The 17,539-nt window shown below is 61.4% G+C and carries 19 protein-coding genes and 1 pseudogene; 10 read left to right on the forward strand and 10 right to left on the reverse strand.

The features are described from left to right. The first annotated feature begins 55 nt into the window (after positions 1-55). Positions 56-1,048 carry a cobaltochelatase subunit CobS gene (cobS, locus tag RNA01_RS16130; protein WP_147181246.1) on the forward strand — a complete coding sequence of 331 codons (993 nt, stop codon included), beginning with the start codon at positions 56-58 and terminating at the stop codon, positions 1,046-1,048. A gap of 13 nt (positions 1,049-1,061) precedes the next feature. Next, positions 1,062-2,963 (forward strand): cobaltochelatase subunit CobT, encoded by a 1,902-nt coding sequence (gene cobT / locus RNA01_RS16135; RefSeq protein WP_147181247.1) that lies wholly within the window; start codon positions 1,062-1,064, stop codon positions 2,961-2,963. A gap of 19 nt (positions 2,964-2,982) precedes the next feature. Here cobT and RNA01_RS16140 read toward each other — a convergent pair whose 3' ends face one another. After that, positions 2,983-3,345 (reverse strand): hypothetical protein, encoded by a 363-nt coding sequence (locus RNA01_RS16140; protein ID WP_147181248.1) that lies wholly within the window; start codon positions 3,343-3,345, stop codon positions 2,983-2,985. A gap of 312 nt (positions 3,346-3,657) precedes the next feature. Here RNA01_RS16140 and RNA01_RS16145 point away from each other — a divergent pair, with 312 nt between their 5' ends. Continuing rightward, on the forward strand, positions 3,658-4,593 hold the full coding sequence (locus RNA01_RS16145) for an esterase-like activity of phytase family protein (RefSeq protein WP_147181314.1): 936 nt from the start codon (positions 3,658-3,660) through the stop codon (positions 4,591-4,593). 27 nt (positions 4,594-4,620) lie between these two features. On the opposite strand, the gene RNA01_RS16150 is transcribed toward RNA01_RS16145, so the two are convergent. Together RNA01_RS16150 and rpmB are read right to left on the reverse strand one after the other, a co-directional pair. Continuing rightward, complete coding sequence (locus RNA01_RS16150; protein WP_147181249.1) at positions 4,621-5,268, reverse strand: queuosine precursor transporter; 648 nt, start codon at positions 5,266-5,268, stop codon at positions 4,621-4,623. Positions 5,269-5,382: 114 nt separating this feature from the next. Beyond that, the gene (gene rpmB, locus RNA01_RS16155; protein ID WP_147181250.1) at positions 5,383-5,673 is read right to left on the reverse strand and encodes a 50S ribosomal protein L28; all 291 of its coding nucleotides are present in this window, start codon (positions 5,671-5,673) and stop codon (positions 5,383-5,385) included. A gap of 263 nt (positions 5,674-5,936) precedes the next feature. On the opposite strand from rpmB, the gene RNA01_RS16160 reads away from it, so the two are divergent. Genes RNA01_RS16160 through RNA01_RS16170 form a run of 3 tightly spaced genes read left to right on the forward strand, consistent with a single transcriptional unit; the run spans position 5,937 to position 8,268 of the window. Beyond that, complete coding sequence (locus RNA01_RS16160) at positions 5,937-6,680, forward strand: DUF3108 domain-containing protein (RefSeq protein ID WP_147181315.1); 744 nt, start codon at positions 5,937-5,939, stop codon at positions 6,678-6,680. Positions 6,681-6,716: 36 nt separating this feature from the next. After that, on the forward strand, positions 6,717-7,595 hold the full coding sequence (gene yddG, locus RNA01_RS16165) for an aromatic amino acid exporter YddG (RefSeq protein WP_147181251.1): 879 nt from the start codon (positions 6,717-6,719) through the stop codon (positions 7,593-7,595). A gap of 19 nt (positions 7,596-7,614) precedes the next feature. Next, positions 7,615-8,268, forward strand: a complete 654-nt coding sequence (locus RNA01_RS16170; RefSeq protein WP_147181252.1) for a lysoplasmalogenase family protein — start codon at positions 7,615-7,617, stop codon at positions 8,266-8,268. Between the two features lie 27 nt (positions 8,269-8,295). Here RNA01_RS16170 and RNA01_RS16175 read toward each other — a convergent pair. After that, positions 8,296-8,715, reverse strand: a pseudogene (locus RNA01_RS16175) (cupin domain-containing protein). After that, positions 8,715-9,485, reverse strand: a complete 771-nt coding sequence (gene gloB / locus RNA01_RS16180) for a hydroxyacylglutathione hydrolase (protein WP_147181253.1) — start codon at positions 9,483-9,485, stop codon at positions 8,715-8,717. The pseudogene RNA01_RS16175 and the gene gloB overlap by 1 nt, the downstream one beginning before the upstream one ends. 85 nt (positions 9,486-9,570) lie before the next feature. On the opposite strand from gloB, the gene RNA01_RS16185 reads away from it, so the two are divergent. The 3 genes from RNA01_RS16185 to RNA01_RS16195 all read left to right on the forward strand — a co-directional run bounded on the left by RNA01_RS16185 (position 9,571) and on the right by RNA01_RS16195 (position 12,475). After that, a complete protein-coding gene (locus RNA01_RS16185) occupies positions 9,571-10,326 on the forward strand; it encodes a class I SAM-dependent methyltransferase (RefSeq protein ID WP_147181316.1) in 756 nt (251 codons plus the stop codon). A gap of 116 nt (positions 10,327-10,442) precedes the next feature. Next, positions 10,443-11,549, forward strand: a complete 1,107-nt coding sequence (gene hisC / locus RNA01_RS16190; RefSeq protein ID WP_147181254.1) for a histidinol-phosphate transaminase — start codon at positions 10,443-10,445, stop codon at positions 11,547-11,549. After that, positions 11,549-12,475: a prephenate/arogenate dehydrogenase family protein gene (locus RNA01_RS16195; protein ID WP_147181255.1), complete on the forward strand. Its 927-nt coding sequence runs from the start codon at positions 11,549-11,551 to the stop codon at positions 12,473-12,475. Before hisC ends, RNA01_RS16195 begins: the two co-directional genes overlap by 1 nt. Before the next feature lie 8 nt (positions 12,476-12,483). Here RNA01_RS16195 and RNA01_RS16200 read toward each other — a convergent pair whose 3' ends face one another. Beyond that, on the reverse strand, positions 12,484-13,497 hold the full coding sequence (locus RNA01_RS16200) for a DUF2125 domain-containing protein (protein ID WP_147181256.1): 1,014 nt from the start codon (positions 13,495-13,497) through the stop codon (positions 12,484-12,486). Positions 13,498-13,561: 64 nt separating this feature from the next. Here RNA01_RS16200 and RNA01_RS16205 point away from each other — a divergent pair, with 64 nt between their 5' ends. After that, positions 13,562-14,095: a gamma-glutamylcyclotransferase gene (locus tag RNA01_RS16205; protein WP_147181257.1), complete on the forward strand. Its 534-nt coding sequence runs from the start codon at positions 13,562-13,564 to the stop codon at positions 14,093-14,095. A 4-nt stretch (positions 14,096-14,099) separates the two neighbouring features. Here RNA01_RS16205 and RNA01_RS16210 read toward each other — a convergent pair whose 3' ends face one another. From RNA01_RS16210 to ftsE, 4 genes are all read right to left on the reverse strand, one after another. After that, positions 14,100-14,894, reverse strand: coding sequence for a lysophospholipid acyltransferase family protein (locus RNA01_RS16210; RefSeq protein ID WP_147181258.1), 795 nt, complete (start codon positions 14,892-14,894; stop codon positions 14,100-14,102). 90 nt (positions 14,895-14,984) lie between these two features. Continuing rightward, complete coding sequence (locus RNA01_RS16215) at positions 14,985-15,692, reverse strand: YdcF family protein (protein WP_235916689.1); 708 nt, start codon at positions 15,690-15,692, stop codon at positions 14,985-14,987. A gap of 85 nt (positions 15,693-15,777) precedes the next feature. Beyond that, entirely contained in the window at positions 15,778-16,785 is a 1,008-nt protein-coding gene (locus RNA01_RS16220) for a cell division protein FtsX (protein ID WP_147181260.1), read from the reverse strand. Beyond that, positions 16,778-17,437, reverse strand: coding sequence for a cell division ATP-binding protein FtsE (ftsE, locus tag RNA01_RS16225; protein ID WP_147181261.1), 660 nt, complete (start codon positions 17,435-17,437; stop codon positions 16,778-16,780). Before ftsE ends, RNA01_RS16220 begins: the two co-directional genes overlap by 8 nt. Between the last annotated feature and the right edge of the window lie 102 nt (positions 17,438-17,539).

The following is a 17,539-nucleotide window of genomic DNA, read 5'->3' on the forward strand; positions in this document are numbered from 1 at the left end:
TGCTTGCAGCGCTATATTTGGAAGGCCGGTCGGTGGCGCCCGGCATGGAGACACGATGAGCAAAATTGAACTGGATATTTCCAATCTCCCCGACACCACCGTATCTGTGCGCGAGGTTTTCGGCATCGACAGCGACTTGCGCGTCCCGGCCTATTCGAAGGGCGACGCCTATGTGCCTGATCTCGATCCGGACTATCTGTTCGACCGGGATACCACGCTGGCCATCCTCGCCGGCTTTGCCCATAACCGTCGCGTCATGGTCTCCGGCTTTCATGGTACCGGCAAGTCGACCCATATCGAGCAGGTGGCTGCGCGGCTGAACTGGCCTTGCGTGCGCGTCAACCTCGACAGTCATGTCAGCCGTATCGATCTCGTCGGCAAGGACGCCATCGTCCTGAAGGACGGCAAGCAGATCACTGAATTCAAGGACGGTATTCTGCCCTGGGCCTACCAGCATAACGTCGCTCTGGTTTTCGACGAATATGACGCGGGTCGCCCGGATGTCATGTTCGTCATTCAGCGTGTGCTGGAATCCTCCGGCCGCCTGACGCTGCTCGACCAGAGCCGCGTCATCCGTCCTCACCCGGCTTTCCGCTTGTTTGCGACCGCCAACACCGTCGGCCTGGGTGACACGACCGGCCTTTACCACGGCACGCAGCAGATCAACCAGGCGCAGATGGACCGTTGGTCGATCGTCACGACGCTCAACTATCTGCCGCATCAGAAGGAAGTCGACATCGTTCTCGCCAAGGTCAAGAGCTTCGCCAAGACCGAGCAGGGGCGCGACACCGTATCGCGTATGGTCCGACTCGCGGACCTGACGCGTTCGGCCTTCGTCAACGGCGACCTGTCGACCGTGATGAGCCCGCGTACCGTCATTACCTGGGCGGAAAACGCCGAGATCTTTGGCGATGTCGCTTTCGCCTTCCGCGTTACCTTCCTCAATAAGTGCGATGAACTCGAGCGTACGCTGGTGGCCGAGCAGTATCAGCGGGCCTTCGGTGTTGAGCTAAAGGAGAGCGCTGCCAATATCGTGCTGAGCGCCTGAGGGGGCGGATCGGATGGCAGGTCGAGGCGACAATACGAGAGCGAAGCCCAGTGTTGGGGCTGATGTCGAGCCGCTTCGGCGGGCGATAACCGGTTGCGTGCGCTCGATTGCGGGGAGTCCCGACGTCGAGGTTGTGTTCGCCAACGAGCGACCCGGCATCGCCGGTGAGCGGGTTCGGCTGCCGGAACTGTCGAAGAAGCCGACCGCGCATGAACTCGCGGTGACACGAGGCCTTGGTGATTCCATGGCTCTGCGCATTGCCTGTCACGACCAAAAGATCCATGCGGCCATGGCGCCGCAGGGTCAGGATGCGCGTCTGGTGTTCGATGCCGTCGAGCAGGCTCGTGTTGAATCGATCGGTACGCTCAGGATGAGCGGGATGGGCGACAACATCAGCGCGATGAATGCGGAAAAATACGCCAAGGCGAATTTTTCCGGCATCAATCGCCAGGAGGACGCGCCGATCCAAGAGGCCGTCGCCATGCTGGTGCGCGAGAAGTTGACCGGCGAAAAACCGCCGGAATCGGCCGGCAAGGTGCTCGACCTCTGGCGCCCCTTCATCGAGGAAAAGGCTGGAGGTGATCTCGACACCCTCTCGTCTGCGATCAACGACCAGCAGGCCTTCGCCCGTGTGATCCGCCACATGCTCTCCGCCATGGAAATGGCCGAGGATGTGGGTGACGATACCGAGCAGAGCGACGAGGAAAGCTCGACCGACGAGGATCAACCGCGCTCCAACGAGGAGGATCAGGAGAGCGCCGAGGAGGAGGCCGGTTCCGAACAGGCCCCTGCCGAGGAGAGCGAAGCCTCTCAGGAGCAGATGGACGACGGCGAGATGGATGGCGCCGAGATCTCTGACGACGACATGATGGAAGAGGGCGAGGAGGATAGCGAAACGCCCGGCGAAATGCGCCGTCCGGCAAGCCCGTTCGACGATTTCAACGAGAAGGTCGATTACAAGATCTTCACCCAGGAATTCGATGAGGTCGTCACCGCGGAAGAGCTCTGCGATGAGGCTGAGCTGGAGCGCTTGCGCGCTTTCCTCGATAAGCAGCTCGCCCATCTGCAAGGCGCGGTTGGACGGCTCGCCAACCGTATGCAGCGCCGCCTGATGGCGCAGCAGAACCGTTCCTGGGAGTTCGACCTGGAGGAGGGGTATCTCGATCCAGCGCGCCTGACGCGTCTGGTGATCGATCCCATGCAGCCCCTCTCGTTCAAGCGCGAGCGTGACACCAAGTTCCGCGACACGGTGGTGACGCTGGTTATCGACAATTCCGGTTCCATGCGCGGTCGCCCGATCACGGTCGCTGCCACCTGTGCCGACATTCTCGCTCGCACGCTGGAGCGTTGCGGCGTCAAGGTCGAGATCCTTGGCTTTACCACCAAGGCGTGGAAAGGTGGCCAGAGCCGCGAAAAGTGGCTGGCTGGTGGCAAGCCGCCGACGCCTGGCCGGCTCAACGACCTGCGCCACATCATTTATAAGTCGGCCGACGCGCCTTGGCGCCGCTCGCGCCGCAATCTCGGTCTGATGATGCGTGAGGGCCTGCTCAAGGAAAACATCGATGGTGAGGCCTTGATGTGGGCGCATAGCCGTCTGTCGGCCCGCCCCGAGCAGCGCAAGATCCTGATGATGATCTCGGACGGCGCGCCGGTTGATGATTCGACGCTTTCAGTCAATCCGGGCAATTATCTTGAGCGGCACCTGCGTGCTGTGATCGAGCAGATTGAGATGCGTTCGTCCGTCGAGCTCTTGGCGATCGGCATCGGACACGATGTGACGCGCTATTATCGCAAGGCCGTGACCATCGTTGACGCTGACGAACTGGCGGGGGCGATGACCGAGCAGCTTGCGGCTTTGTTCGAGGATCAGGCGGCCACCGGCAAGCGCGGCGGTCGTGGACGCCGCGCAGGCTGACAGTCAGGGTTCGGGGCCATCAGGCTTCGGCGCCGGCTTGGTTAGGTTCTGCCGTGTCGGCAGACGTAGCGCCCTTGTCGATGCCTAGCAGGCTCTTGATGCGTTCGGCGATTTCCTCCTCGATGGCCTTGCGGGCCTCGGGGTCCATGGCCGCCAGTGATTCCTCGGTCAGGCCATTGTCCTCAAGATATTTCGCGCGGATCATTTCGGCGACGTCCATGTGGGCCCATTTGGAAAATTCCGCGAGCAAGTCCTTGGCGCTCGTGCGCTCTTCCTTGTCGATCGACGTGTCGTAGGAGACTGTATTTTCGTCTTCAAGCGAGAAGGTCGAGCCCCCGCCATAGGACAGTAGGGCTTGAGAAAAGCCATCGTCTGCTGCCATGTTCCCCCGGCCTGAACGGCCTGACGGGGACACATATTGTATGTCATTAGAAATGCCGATCATTCGGGGCTCCTCAGTACTTCTTTTCAAGGCAATGCCGACAGTCTGCATGCGGAGCTTGCGTCGGACTTGGCGCCGACCGGGTCGAGACTTCCGCTCGGCGAGCAGTTTGCCCTGCGGTTTGATCATGGCATAAGGGGCAACTGGCTCTTCCGATAATTCAAGGTCAAGAAATTGCGTTCCTGCTTCTTCCTCGTCGTGCTGTGTGGCCTGGCCGCCGGAATTTTGTCGCCGGATCGCGCCCAGGCTGAGATGGTCTCTGTCCCGGCGCCTGTCACGGCCAACGCAATCCCAGCCTTTCACCCGGGGTCGTCTGAAACCCGGTTCGGTGGGTTGGAGTTTCTCGGCGGACTGGAGCTCTCCTCCTCCGAGCCTCTGTTCGGCGCCTGGTCGGCCATTCGTATTTTGCCGGACGGCGAACACTTTCTCGGCGTGCTCGACACCGGGCACTGGCTTTCGGGCAGGATCACCCGGGATGCGCAAGGCAGGCTCTCGGGTCTCGCCGATGTTGAGATCGCCGCGATGCTTGATGTCGATGGACGTGGAGATCAGCGCAAGCGTGATGTCGATGCCGAGAGCCTGGCGATCCGCGGCGAAGATGTGCTCGTCGGCTACGAACAGCGCCATCGCGTAACCGGTTACCGGCCGCTATCGGCGATCGAGACTGCGCGGCCGTTCCGCATGTCTTTCCCCTTGCCGTTTCCCGTCAGCGAACTGCGCAACAATGGCGGACTAGAAACCCTGGCGGTTTCACCGGAGGAAAGCCCGCTCCGGGGGGCGGTGGTCACGGTGGCGGAAAAGAGCGTCGACGGAAATGGCAACCTGTTCGCCGGTATTCTCGATGGCCCGTTGCAGGGGGCGTTCCGGGTGGTGGCCCGCGACGGCTTTGACGTCACTGACGGCGATTTCTTACCCGATGGCGACCTGTTGTTGCTCGAGCGTCGGTTCACCTTCGCTAGCGGCGTCGGGCTGCGTATTCGCCGGATCGACGGTGCGAGCATCAGGCCGGGCGCTGTGGTTGATGGGGAGATCATCCTTCAGGCAGGGATGGTTGAGGAGATCGACAATATGGAGGGGCTGGATGTTGTGACCGGCGCTGACGGCTCGACCCGGCTAATCCTCGTGTCGGATGACAATCACTCGATCCTGCAGCGGACCCTGATGCTGGAATTCCGGCTCGTCGACTGAGAAAACGGCGGCGAGCCGGCAGAGTTGTCAGCGCGTGGCAGGTGCCGGCACAACGGCCGGCATCGGCCGCAGCACGCTCATCAGCGCGCCATAGGGCAGGAGCATCACCACGCCGACCAGCATCTTGACGCTGAAATCTCCGATCGCCCAGGAGGTCCAACGCGGCGCATCGGTCGCGAGAATTCCGAGGATCGGGGCCCATTCAATGGCGAAGTCGTCGTTCGGGCCAATCATGGTGAAGATCGGGGCGAAGGCCAGCGAGAAGAAGATCACGGTGTCGAGAACCGAACCGAAGACCGAGCCAAGTAGGGGAGCCTTCCACCAGGATAGACGGCGCAGACGGTTGAATACCGTGATGTCGAGCAATTGACCGGCCAGATAGGCTGAGCCGGAGGCGACGGCGATACGCGGTGAGGAGGTCACGAAGGATAGAGCGACGCCGACGACGAAGCCGATGAACACGACCTTTCGGGCGGTCCGCGGGCCGAACTGGCGATTGGTGAGGTCGGTGACCAGGAAGGCGATAGGATAGGTGAAGGCGCCGTAGGTCAGGAGATCGCCGAGGGCGATGCCGGCCAGTTGCCCCGAGAGCGGGTACTGCACGAGGACGTTCGAGGCGACCACGATGGCCGTCATGAGCAGGCTGTAGGCGAGGATATAGCGCATGTTCAGCATTTTTTTATCCTGGGTGATGCCACCAGTTAGAGTAACGATGTGTCGAAAAGGAAAAGGCTTGTCCGGGCGTACCCGTTCAAGCCTTGATACCTTGTCGAAGAGTGAGGAAGTCGCTTACGCGGCTTCTGCGGTCTTCTTGACGATCTGACGACGCAGCAGGCGGGCGCGCATCGAAAGTTCGGTTTCGCTGGCCTTCAGAAGGAAAGCGTCGAGGCCGCCGCGATGCTCGACCGTACGGAGAGCCGCTGCGGAAACGCGCAGACGATAGCGCTGGCCAAGAGCGTCCGAGATCAGCGTGACATCGCACAGGTTCGGGAGGAACTTGCGCTTGGTCCGATTGTTCGCGTGGCTCACATTGTTGCCCGACTGGACGCCCTTGCCGGTCAATTCGCAACTGCGGGACATGATACACCTATTTTTTTCTTGTCCGTCACATCGCTGTCGGGCAAATGCCGACAAGGCGATCCAACGGTGTTTGATTGGAAAGTTGCGGTTCTATAGTCAGACTGGCCGGGCACGTCAAGCCAAACCTTGGATTTTCCCGCCAGTGCGGGAGAGATCTGCTGTTTTATTGCCATAGTCACAGTCAATTATGGACACCGTCATCGTCAGGCTCAAGGACGAGATCGGATTAGGGGGATCTGGCTTTGCGTTTTTCTGGCCTTGTCATGTGCCTGCTGGGCATTGCTGTTTCTTCCGCACAAGCGGAGAGCGTTACTTATCGCACCGACTACAAGATAACGCTGGGTGCGCTGCCGATCGCGCGCGCCTCCTTCGTCACGGAAATCAACCAGAAGAACTACACCATCACCGGCCGCTTCAATTCCTCGGCAATCGTCGACATCGTCACCAAGATCTCCGCCGAGACAAATGTGTCGGGCACGGTGAGCGGGGATCGCATGCAGGCCGACCGATACACGTTGATCTATCAAAGCGGCAAGAAAAAGCACACGTATGACGTTCACTACCATAACGGCAATGTCACCGAGACGACCGTCGATCCGCAGCCCAAGCGGCGGCCGCGGAACTGGATCGCTGTCGGGCCGGAAGATCTGAGGGCGGTGCTCGATCCGATTAGCGGCCTGATCATTCCTGAGGGGGAGGCTGCCTGTCCGCGAATCCTGCCGATCTATGATGGCGAGAGCCGGATGGACCTCGTGCTTACCTCCAAGGGTCGGAAAACCTTCAAGGCCGATGGGGTCGAGACAGAGGCGATCGTCTGTTCCATCCGCTATGTGCCGAAGTCCGGTTTCCGCCAGGGGCGCAAGGATATTGAATTTCTGCGCAAGGCGAACGGCATGGAGATCTGGTTTGCCAAGACAGCCACTCGGAAGGTATATGCTCCAGTCCATGCACGCGTTCCGACGCAGATGGGGACAATCTATGTATCGGCCATCGACGTCGACGGCTGAAGAAGCGCGGGTCTAATCCCCGCAAGGGGAGCCGACGTGAAGACCAGGGCGACGCTTATCGGGTTCACGGCCATTCTGATGTGGTCGTTCCTCGCACTCATGACAGCTGCATCCGGCAAGATGCCGCCCTTCCAGCTCTCCGCCATCACCTTCGCGATTGGCAGCCTGCCCGGCATCATCACTTTCGTGCTGAGGCCGCAGCGCATCCGTCAGTTGCGCCAGCCCGCCAAGGTCTGGCTGACCGGCGTGTTCGGCCTGTTTGGCTATCACTTCCTCTACTTCACGGCGCTGCGCAACGCGCCAGCGGTCGAGGCTGGCCTGATCGCTTACCTCTGGCCGTTGCTCATCGTTGTCGGCTCGGCCCTGCTGCCGGGCGAAAAGCTGCGGTGGTACCATGTGGTCGGCGCGCTCGCGGGTCTCGCCGGCACCGTGCTGATCGTGGCCAAAAACGGTGTCGCCTTCGATCCCGCCTTTGGTTTCGGTTATTTTGCCGCCTTCCTTTGCGCCTTCACCTGGTCCGGTTATTCGTTGATCACCCGCAGGTTCGAGGCCGTTTCGACCGATGTGGTGACTGGCTTTTGCCTCGCGACTTCGATCCTGTCGGCGCTGTGCCACCTCGGTCTTGAAACCACCGTCTGGCCCGAAGACCTGTCGCAATGGGCGGCTGTCGTCGGTCTCGGCGTTTTCCCGGTAGGGCTTGCCTTCTATGCTTGGGATCATGGTGTGAAGAATGGTGACATACAGATCCTCGGGGCGTCTAGCTATGCCGCGCCGCTACTGTCGACGTTGATCCTGACCCTGTTCGGCTTCGCCGAGCCAAGCCTCAGGATCGGCGTTGCCTGCGTGCTGATCACCGGTGGCGCCATGCTCGCGGCGCAGGATATGATCCGTAGGCCTAAAAAGACCGAGGCCTGACTGTCGTGAGGAGGAGGCTATGGAAGAAGTTCTGGCAGCGATCACCTTGGCTCTCGCGGCTCTTGCCGGACTGACCTACTTTGCAATTCTTCCAAAGCCTTCGGGCCACGTCCGCGCCGTCTGGAAGACGCTGCCGGTCTCGATGCTGGCGCTTTACGCATTCTTGATGAATGCGCCCAGTCCTCTGGTTATGGCGCTTGTGTTGAGCGCACTTGGCGATGCCTTCCTTGCCTATGACGGCAAGCACAATTTCGCGGCCGCGCTCGTGTCCTTCCTGATCGCCCATGTGGCTTACGGTTGGTTGTTTTTCATGTTCGGTGATCGTGCGCTTGTGGTGGCCGAAATCTGGCGGCTGGGCGCGGCCATCGTTTCTGTCGCCCTTGTCATCGCTCTGGTCGCCTATCTCTGGCGTTCTGCGGCAAGTCTCGCGCCGGCGGTGCTGGCCTATGCGACGGCCATTGCCAGCATGGCGGTACTGTCGCTTAGCATGCCATCGCTCGTGGTCTTCGCCGGAGTGGCGCTTTTCCTGTCGTCCGATGCGGTACTTTCGGTCCAGACCTTCAAGATGGAGAGGACGGATCCGCTTTGGCCGTTTGCCGCTTTTTACGTCTGGGCAAGCTATTTTGGCGCCCAGGTTGGGCTGACGATCGCCCTCGTAGCGCTCACGGCGTAGTTTTCGCCAGGTTCACGATTGTCTGTCCTAACCGGGCGACCATCCGGGCGGCGCCATTTCGAAACTGGCATAGTCGAAGCCGGGTGCCACGGTGCAGCCGACGAGTGTGTAGGCGCCGAGGCTTTCGGCCGCCTGCCAGCCATTGGCCGGAATGACGGCCTGCGCCCGCTCGCCACGCAGAAAATTGGCACCCAGCACGATTATCTCGACCGCCGTCCCGTCAGGCGCGCTGTAGAGCGCGAGCGGCGCGCCGGCATGGTAGTGCCAGACCTCGACGGCGTCGCGAACCCTGTGCCAGTGCGAACGCTCTCCGGCTTTCAGCAGGTAGTAGATCGCGGTTGAATGACCGCGCGGACCGCCGGCCGGATCGCGAAACGTCTCGACGAATCAGCCGCCCTCTGGATGGGGCTCGAGCCCAAGCGCCTCGATCACTGCTTCCGCATGCATCAGAAGTGGTCCTTGCGCTTCCGGATCTCAGCGAAGACTTCCTCGTCGGTCGCCCCCTCCATCAAGAGATTGCGGCGGATCGAAGGGTCGCTGGCACGCAGAAAGGGATTGGTCTCCTTTTCCAGCCCGATCGTCGTCGGGATGGTGAACTCGCCGCGCTGCCGTTTGTCTTCGATCTCGGCGGCGCGAACCTTCAGCCTCTCGTTTTCTGGGTCGATTGTCAGCGCGAAGCGGGCGTTCGACAGCGTGTATTCATGGCCGAAATAGACGGCCGTCTCGTCGGGCAGGGCGGCGAGTTTCTGCAATGAATGCCACATATCGGCCGCCGGCCGCTCGAACAGCCGACCGCAGCCAAGCGCAAACAGCGTATCGGCGGAAAACAGTAGCTTGTCGTCGGGCAGATGGTAGCAAACATGGCCAGCTGTGTGTCCGGGTGTCTCGATCACGCGCACGGTGTGACCGCCGAACTCGAATGTGTCGCCGTCGCCGACCGCTTGGTCAAGGCCGGGGATCGCCACCGCTTCCTCGCGCGGTCCGATAATTTCACAATCGTATTTTTCCTTGAGCGCTAGGTTCGCCTCGACATGGTCGCCATGGTGATGGGTGGTGAAAACATGGGTGATCTTCCAGCCGCGCCGCTCGGCGGCCGCGGCGATCGCGTCCAGTTCCGGTGCGTCGATTGAGGCGGTGAGCCCGCTTTCCGGGCAGTGGACGAGGACGCCGAAATTGTCGCTTCGGCAGGGAAAGACGTCGAGATCGAGGGGTTTCATCAGGTCGGTGTCCCTTCTGCTGCTTTCGCCGAAATGTAGCGCCTTGTGCCTTGAAGTCCATCCACTGCCTGCTATCAATGACGCCATGCATGTCGATATCGTCGATCTCCGCCAGTTCTATCATTCCATGCTGGGCCGCATGGCAGAGCAGTCGATCGCCGTGGCGCTGTCGTCGCTTTGGGCGCGCCTGCCGCAGGAACGGCTGGTTGGCATCGGTTATGCCGTCCCCTTTCTCGACCGTTTTCGCGCCGATACCGAACGCACCTTCGCCTTCATGCCGGCGGGTCAGGGTGCGGTGAACTGGCCGGTCGGCGAGCCTTCGGCCACGGCCCTGGTGTTTGATGAGGAATTGCCACTGCCGGATGCCTCGATCGACCGGGTGCTGATGGTTCATTCGCTGGAATTCGCCGAAAACCCGCGTGAAACGCTGAAGGAGATCTGGCGTGTGCTGGCGCCCGGTGGCCGGCTGGTGATCGTCGTGCCGAACCGGCGTGGGGTCTGGGCGCGCATGGAGCACACACCGTTTGGCTCCGGACGACCCTATTCGCGTGGCCAGCTGACGGCGCTCCTGCGCGAAACCAATTTCACGCCCGGAGCCAGCGCCGAAGCGCTGTTCTTTCCACCGTCGAAGATCCGCGCCGTGCTGAAATTGCGCCGCAGCTTCGAGCGGCTGGGACGCATTTTTTGGCCGGCCTTTTCCGGCGTGATCGTCGTCGAGGCGCAGAAGCGGCTTTATCAGGGCTTGCCGGTTGCCGCGCGCGCCTCGCGTCGGGTCTTCGCCCCGGTTCTCGCGCCGCAGGGCGTGCCGACGGCGCGGGTCGCCGTGCAGCGCAAGGCCTGACTTGCTTGCGGCTGCGATCACGGCCGCCCTCGACAAAAACGCCATTCCGTTTTAATGGCTGAGCACCGATAGCGTCGGGCGTCCGCCCGCATTTTCAACGACAGAAAGTCACATCGATGAGCAGCGAAACCATGAAGCCCACTCCGCGCCCGGGTATCCTCGACATTGCCGCCTACGTGCCCGGCAAGGAGCATGCCCCCGGTGTCGCAAGGGTCTTCAAGCTGTCGTCGAACGAAACGCCGATGGGCCCGAGTCCCAAGGCGGTTGACGCCTTCAAGCAGAGCGCCGGCCATCTTGAGATCTATCCGGACGGCCAGGCCATGGCGCTGCGCGAGGCTATCGCCGAAGTGCACGGGCTCAACAAGGCCAATATCCTGTGCGGCAACGGCTCGGACGAACTACTCGGTCTGCTCTGCCATGTTTATCTCGGCGCGGGCGATGAGGGCATCATCACCGAGCACGGTTTCCTGGTCTACAAGATCCAGATCATGGGCGCCGGCGCCACGCCGGTGGTTGTCAAGGAGAAGGACTGCGTCATTGATGTCGACGCGATCCTTGCCGCCGTCACCGAGAAAACCAAGATCGTCTTCCTCGCCAATCCGGGCAATCCGACCGGTACCTATGTCCCGGTGAGCGAGATCCGCCGTCTGCATGCCGGTCTGCCGGGTAATGTCATCCTGGTGCTCGATGCGGCCTATGCCGAATACGTCAAGCGCAACGACTACCAGGCCGGCATTGAGCTCGTCTCCGGCAGCAGGAACGTCGTCATGACCCGCACCTTCTCCAAGGTCTACGGTTTGGCGGCGCTCCGGGTCGGCTGGGCTTATGCGCCGCTCGAGATCATCGATGCGCTGGACCGTGTGCGTGGTCCGTTCAACATGAACGCTCCGGCACAGGCTGCGGGTGCGGCAGCCGTGCGCGACCAGGATTTCGTTGCCATGGCGGTTGAGCACAACCTTGTCTGGGTGGAGAAGGTCACCACCGCGCTTACGGCGCTTGGCCTGAAGGTCACGCCCTCGGTCGCCAATTTCGTGCTGATTCACTTCCCCGACGTTGACGGCAAGCGTGCCGCCGAGGCCGACGATTTCCTCACCAGCCGAGGTTATATCCTGCGCGCTGTGCGCGGCTATGGCTTTGCCAATTCGCTGCGCATGACGATCGGCAGCGAGGAGGCCAATCGCGGAGTCATCGAAGCGCTCACTGAGTTCTTGGGACGGTCCTGATGGCTCAACTGTTCGACCGGATCGCGCTGATCGGCATCGGCCTGATCGGCTCCTCGATCGCCCGCGACGTCAAGCAACTCGGTCTGGCCAGGGAGGTCGTCGTCTCGACCCGCAGTCCCGAGACGCTGAAGCGTGCCGAGGAGCTGGAGCTGGGAACCTCTTACAAGCTCTCGGCGGCCGATGCCGTCGAAGGGGCCGATCTGGTCATCGTCTCTGTTCCGGTCGGCGCGTCCGAAGCGGTCGCAAAGCAGATCGCTCCGCACCTGAAACCCGGTGCGATCGTCACCGATGTCGGCTCGACCAAGGCTTCGGTCATCGCGCAGATGGCTCCGCACATGCCGAAGACCGTGCATTTCATTCCCGGTCATCCGCTGGCGGGTACCGAAAAATCCGGCCCGGATGCCGGCTTCGCCGGCTTGTTCCACGGTCGTTGGTGCATCTTCACGCCGCTACCGGGAACGGATGCGGACGCGCTTGCCAAGCTCAAGGCCTTCTGGGAAGCGCTCGGTTCGAAGATCGACGAGATGGACCCGGAGCACCATGACAAGGTGCTCGCTATCGTGTCGCATTTGCCGCACATCATTGCCTACAACATCGTCGGCACGGCGGATGATCTGGAAACCGTAACGCAGTCGGAAGTGATCAAGTATTCGGCCTCCGGGTTCCGCGACTTCACCCGTCTCGCCGCCTCTGACCCGACCATGTGGCGCGACGTCTGCCTGCACAACAAGGATGCGATCCTTGAAATGCTGGCGCGCTTTTCGGAAGATCTCGCCTATTTGCAGCGGGCGATCCGCTGGGGCGAGGGAGACAAGCTTTTCGAACTGTTCACCCGCACCCGCGACGTGCGCCGCTCCATCATTGAAGCCGGCCAGGACGTCGATGTGCCGGATTTCGGCCGCCACTCGCTCGACAAGAAGGTCTGATCACCTTTTCAGAGCGGCGGCAGGACGGCGATCGGGAATATGCCAAGCGACACCACGCCGTCCGTCACCGTCAGGTCGGCCTTGCCCTTGTCCTTGCCGCCAAAGATTGCGCCGAGCACGTCGGCGGCGTTGTCGATCGTCTTGCGCTCTTCGGGAAAAGAGGTGCGAAGAGCTGTCCGCCAAGCCTTTATGCCTTCGACCTCGACATGCAATTGACCCGAGAGCATCCCATCCGTGCCGACTGATATTGGGCCGGAGAGCGTTAGTACCCGGCCTTCGCCCATGTCGGCGACAAACCTGCGGATTTCGGCCTGGCTGCCGTAGAGCCCTTCACCGCGATCCCCTTCAAGATCCAGATATTTGGCTTTGCCGATCAGGGTCATGTCGACGCTTGCCGACAGTGGCGGTAGCAAGGGAGGCTGACCCCGCCAGAACATCACTGCATCCCTGGCAAGTACTGCCAGATCCAGATCGTCGCCCGAGCGGCGCACATGCGCCTCCGCGTGCGGGGCCTTCGTCTCGATCGTCTCGCCATCGACCCTTGCCGTCATCAAGGTCTGCAGGTCCTTTACCTCGATCGAGCTACGGGCGAGGCCGGACAGGCCGGCGCTCAGGCTGGAGTGCAGCTGCGTCCATTGCAGCGCAAGCGAGAAGCCGAGGCTGGAGCGTACCTGTGCTGGCCCTTCGAGTTCCCACAGAACATGACCCGGCGCATAAAACTGGGCGGCGGAGCGGAAGGCGCCGAAGGTGGCTGACAGGCCGTGGAAATGGTCGTCCACGGTGAGCTGGGCGCAGGTGACACCGAGGCGGAAGGGAAACCCGCCAACTGTCCTGTCGGTGCAGGCGGCTTCGATCGCCGCCGGATTGTCGCCGGAGAGAATTTCACCGAGTTTCTTTTCGATCGCCCCTGCCGCGGCGAACCACAGGCCGCTATAGACGAGGATGGCGACGGCGATTGCGACGGCGAGTCGCGCGACCTTGCGGCTGGCGGTACTGCGGTTTTTCTCACGCGACGTTGCCATCAGGCGCTCCAAACGTAAAATAGTGAACCGGCAATCCGGCCGGTGTTTTGGAATGACCTGCGATATGGACGAATTTTGGGTGTTTGGCTACGGATCACTGATGTGGAACCCGGGCTTCTCCTATGAGGAGCGGATGCAGGGCCGCATGATCGGCTATCGGCGGTCCCTCTGCGTCCGTTCCTGGCATCATCGTGGTACGCAGGATAGGCCGGGTCTGGTGCTCGGCCTCGATCGTGGCGGATCCTGTCGCGGCGTGGCCTTCAAGGTTGCCTTGCGCGATCGTGCCGAGACGATCGAATATCTGCGGGAGCGCGAACTGGTGACGCATGTCTATCTGGAGCGACAGCTGGCTGTGCGGCTCGATGACGGCCGCAAGGTGCAGGCTCTGACCTATGTGGTGGATCGCGCCCATCGTCAATATGGCGGGGCTGTTACGGTCGAAGAGGCCGCGCGCATCGTCAACCAGGCGGTCGGTGTGTCGGGTCCCAACCCGGTCTATGTGGCCAATACCGTCTCCCACTTGCGCGAAATGGGCATACACGACCACTGGCTGGAACAGGTTGTCACCGAGATCGAGCGCCTCGAAGGGGTTGATTGACGGCCTAAGCCGATTTGCCCTCGATCTGCAGTTCCTTCAGGCGCTGCACGGCCGTCGGCGGTAGCGGCACATGCGGATTGTCGCGCACCGTTTCCACCAACAACTCATCGCTCGCCTTTTCCAGCCGCGCGATCAATGTCTCATAGAATACGTCGGGGTCGAGGCCGGCTTCGATCGGCGGCAGGATCCTGACCTTGAAGTGACCAGGGAAACGCAGGAACTTGCGGCGTGGCCAGAACAGGCCGGGATGCATGGCGACGGGCACGACAGGAACGTCGAGGTCGCGGTAGATGCGCGCGATGCCGTATTTATAGGCGGGTTCGGCGCCAGCCGGGCGGCGCGTTCCTTCCGGATAAATGATCAACTGGCGGCCACTGGCCACCTCCTTCTTCGTTCGTTCCATCACGGCGACCATCGCCTTGCCGCGGGCCCCGCGATTGACCGGGATCATCCGCTGCTTGGCGACGTACCAGCCGAAGATCGGGATCCACATCAACTCACGCTTGAGGATATAGACCGGATCGTTGAGCCAGGGCAGCAGGGCATAAGTGTCCCAGAAGGACTGGTGCTTGGGCGCCAGGATATAGCCGTCTTGCGGGATATTCTCCAATCCTTCGATCGTGAAGGTCGTGCCGACGATCTTCTCCATCAGCCAATGGTTGGAGCGTGCCCAGTTCTTCGGGACGATGAAGGCCGTCTTGCGGGGCGCCAGGAAATAGAAGGGCGACAACACGATCATCTGAAGCACCAGATTGGTGTAGAAGAGTGTGTTGAACAGGATGGAACGCAATATGATCATCGGACGCATTTTTCCTCGGCGGACGTACAGTCGTCCCTATCGCATATCGGTGAGGATAAAAAGCGTTGTTGCTGGAATTCCTGAGGCTTCTCAGCTTGAGGTCTTGACCGCTCTCGCCGTTGAGCGCAGGCCGTCGCTGCCCCAGCCGATCAGGCCACGGGCATAGGCGACGAGTGTCTTTCCATATTCCGACAGCAGCGTGCGCAGGACGTCGGGTTGGCTATACCAGTCGGTGTGTTTGAGATCGGAATTGACGACCGGATAAGGGATGTATTGCGTCGCCCTGTCTTTGCGGCGCAGCTCCATCAGGCTGCGCGGCATGTGATAGTTGTTGGTCACCACCAGTACCGAACCATAGCCATGGTCGTGGATCCACTGCGAGATCTCGTTGGCATTGCCGATCGTGTCGAGCGCTTCATAGCCGACGTCGACACAGCAGTCGAAAAGATCGGGTGAGCTCTGGGTCATCTTGCGGATCTGCGTCGGGGACGTGGTCGGATGGGCGCCTGAAATCAGCAACCGTTGGCCGGAGCCGCGTCTCAGCAGTTCGACGGCTTGGTCGATCCTTTGATAGCCGCCGGTCAGGACGACGATCGCATCAGCCTTCGCTTGTGCCGGCGGCACCAGCGTGGTCACAGAGTCGGCGTACCACAGGAAACCGGCGAGGATCATCGCTACGCAGAAAATGACAGCAAGGCCACCATAGTGCAGAACGCGACGCAAACGGCCCCGGCGGGCGAAAATGCCACCCGCGCTACGCCGCGGCTGTCGCTCGCGTAATGCTCTGTCGCGACTCATCTGACCCATCGTCATGTCTTTTGCATAGCGCGCTTCTGTCATAGGGAACAGGCGGCTTTGTGGCATTCAACAGGCATTCGTCCCCTCAATCGCCGAGCAGCCCGTCGGTTCGAGCCGGGTCAGAGCGAATGAGGTCGATCTCGTAGATGGTGCGGATCACAGTCAGTCGCGCCGTCACAGTGGTCAAGAGGGCGATGACGATCATGGTGGCGAAAATGCCGAGATAGCCGAGATAGCCGATCGAGAAAGTACCGAACAGTGCCGCTGCCTGGTCACTCTGAGGGGTGGCGAGCGAGCGGCTCTGCCAGTAGCTGGCTATCGCAAACAGCGCTGCCGCAAGCAATCCGCCGGTCGCCGCCCCCTTGAGGCTGATCTTCAGGAAGTGCATCTGGAATTCCTGGGCGACGAAGGAGCCCTCCGCGCCGACGAAGTGCAGCACTTCGATAATATGCCGGTTGCCGGAGAGCGCGCCGCGGGTAGCGAATACCACCGTTAGTACCATGGCGGTGAAAACCAGGATGAGCACGCCCGAGCCGATCAGCACGGTGGTCCGGGCCATCTGCACGAGGCGATCGACCCAGGTGCGGTGATCATCAAGGAAGGCCTGAGGCACCTCGGTTTTCAAAAGCGCGCGCATGGCGGCGAAATCGGGTGGGTTGGCTTCGTCTATCGTGATGATCACAAGACGCGGCACGGGCAGTTCGTTGAGATCGAGGCCCGTTCCGAGCCAGGGTTCGAGCAGGCGCGCTGTCGCTTCGTCGTCCATGATCCGACCGTCCTTGGTGCCGACGAAAGTCAGGGCCAGGTCGCGCGCCTTGATGAGCGCCTGGCTCATGTCGAGGCCGTCTTCCGGTTTGATCTGGATCGTGATCTCACGGGCGATCTGGCTTTGCCAGCCGGCGGCGGTGGTGCGCACCATGCTGACGGCCCCAAGCGTCAGGCAGGCGAGGAAGGCCATGATGGCGATCACCACCATTAGCGCATTGCCCTGGATGTTGGAGGGCGGCAGGATCGCTCCGGTCGGCCTGACCGTCATTGCGGTCCGGCGTGCCTTTGGGGGTTGGGCGGTGGCGTTTCGGTCGAACTCATTCATAGATGTCGAGCCGCCCGTCTGTGAGGATCATGCGTCGTGCGTCGACCTGGTCCATCAGCGCCAGGTCATGCGTGGCGATCACGACGGCTGTGCCGAGACGGTTGAGTTCGAGGAAAAGGCTGAGCAGGCGTCGGGCCATCGGAGGATCGACATTGCCGGTCGGTTCGTCGGCCAGCAGAATTTCCGGCCGGTCGATCAAGGCGCGGGCGATTGCCACGCGCTGCTTCTCGCCGCCCGACAGGACCGGTGGCAGCACGTTAATCCGCTCGCCGAGGCCGACCCATTTTAGTAGTTCTAGCACGTCGTTACGATAGCTCGTCTCGTCTTTTCCGCGCACCCGCAAGGGAAGGGCGACGTTCTCGTAGGTGGTGAGATGGTCGAGTAGCTGGAAATCCTGGAAGACGATGCCGACGCGGCGGCGCAGCATGGGCAGCTCAGAGCGCGGAATCTTGGTGATGTCTCGGCCGAAGCTGCGAATCAGCCCGCGGGTTGGTTGCAGCGACATGAAAAGAAGGCGCAGCAGCGTCGTCTTGCCGGCACCGGATGGACCAGTGAGGAACTGGAAGGAGCGCTTCGGAATGTCGAAGGTCAGGTCGCGGAGGATCTCCGGTCCCATTCCATAACGCAAGCCGACATTTTCAAAGTGGATCAAGAGCTCAGCCAGTCTGACAGATCGCAGGGGTCTGCACCATGTTAACGAAGCGGGTTAACAACCGGTAAATGTTGCCCGCAAATTGGCAGCTTTCACCGTCTC

Origin of the sequence: Paenirhizobium naphthalenivorans (genome assembly GCF_007992095.1) — a bacterium.
GTDB lineage: Bacteria > Pseudomonadota > Alphaproteobacteria > Rhizobiales > Rhizobiaceae > Allorhizobium > Allorhizobium naphthalenivorans.

Coding starts and splice junctions, on each gene's coding strand:
- cobS (WP_147181246.1), top strand. CDS start 56: ATGAGCAAAATTGAACTGGATATTTCCAATCTCCCCGACACCACCGTA.
- cobT (WP_147181247.1), top strand. CDS start 1,062: ATGGCAGGTCGAGGCGACAATACGAGAGCGAAGCCCAGTGTTGGGGCT.
- RNA01_RS16140 (WP_147181248.1), bottom strand. CDS start 3,345: ATGGCAGCAGACGATGGCTTTTCTCAAGCCCTACTGTCCTATGGCGGG.
- RNA01_RS16145 (WP_147181314.1), top strand. CDS start 3,658: ATGGTCTCTGTCCCGGCGCCTGTCACGGCCAACGCAATCCCAGCCTTT.
- RNA01_RS16150 (WP_147181249.1), bottom strand. CDS start 5,268: ATGCTGAACATGCGCTATATCCTCGCCTACAGCCTGCTCATGACGGCC.
- rpmB (WP_147181250.1), bottom strand. CDS start 5,673: ATGTCCCGCAGTTGCGAATTGACCGGCAAGGGCGTCCAGTCGGGCAAC.
- RNA01_RS16160 (WP_147181315.1), top strand. CDS start 5,937: ATGTGCCTGCTGGGCATTGCTGTTTCTTCCGCACAAGCGGAGAGCGTT.
- RNA01_RS16170 (WP_147181252.1), top strand. CDS start 7,615: ATGGAAGAAGTTCTGGCAGCGATCACCTTGGCTCTCGCGGCTCTTGCC.
- gloB (WP_147181253.1), bottom strand. CDS start 9,485: ATGAAACCCCTCGATCTCGACGTCTTTCCCTGCCGAAGCGACAATTTC.
- RNA01_RS16185 (WP_147181316.1), top strand. CDS start 9,571: ATGCATGTCGATATCGTCGATCTCCGCCAGTTCTATCATTCCATGCTG.
- hisC (WP_147181254.1), top strand. CDS start 10,443: ATGAGCAGCGAAACCATGAAGCCCACTCCGCGCCCGGGTATCCTCGAC.
- RNA01_RS16195 (WP_147181255.1), top strand. CDS start 11,549: ATGGCTCAACTGTTCGACCGGATCGCGCTGATCGGCATCGGCCTGATC.
- RNA01_RS16200 (WP_147181256.1), bottom strand. CDS start 13,497: ATGGCAACGTCGCGTGAGAAAAACCGCAGTACCGCCAGCCGCAAGGTC.
- RNA01_RS16205 (WP_147181257.1), top strand. CDS start 13,562: ATGGACGAATTTTGGGTGTTTGGCTACGGATCACTGATGTGGAACCCG.
- RNA01_RS16210 (WP_147181258.1), bottom strand. CDS start 14,894: ATGATCATATTGCGTTCCATCCTGTTCAACACACTCTTCTACACCAAT.
- RNA01_RS16215 (WP_235916689.1), bottom strand. CDS start 15,692: ATGAGTCGCGACAGAGCATTACGCGAGCGACAGCCGCGGCGTAGCGCG.
- RNA01_RS16220 (WP_147181260.1), bottom strand. CDS start 16,785: ATGAATGAGTTCGACCGAAACGCCACCGCCCAACCCCCAAAGGCACGC.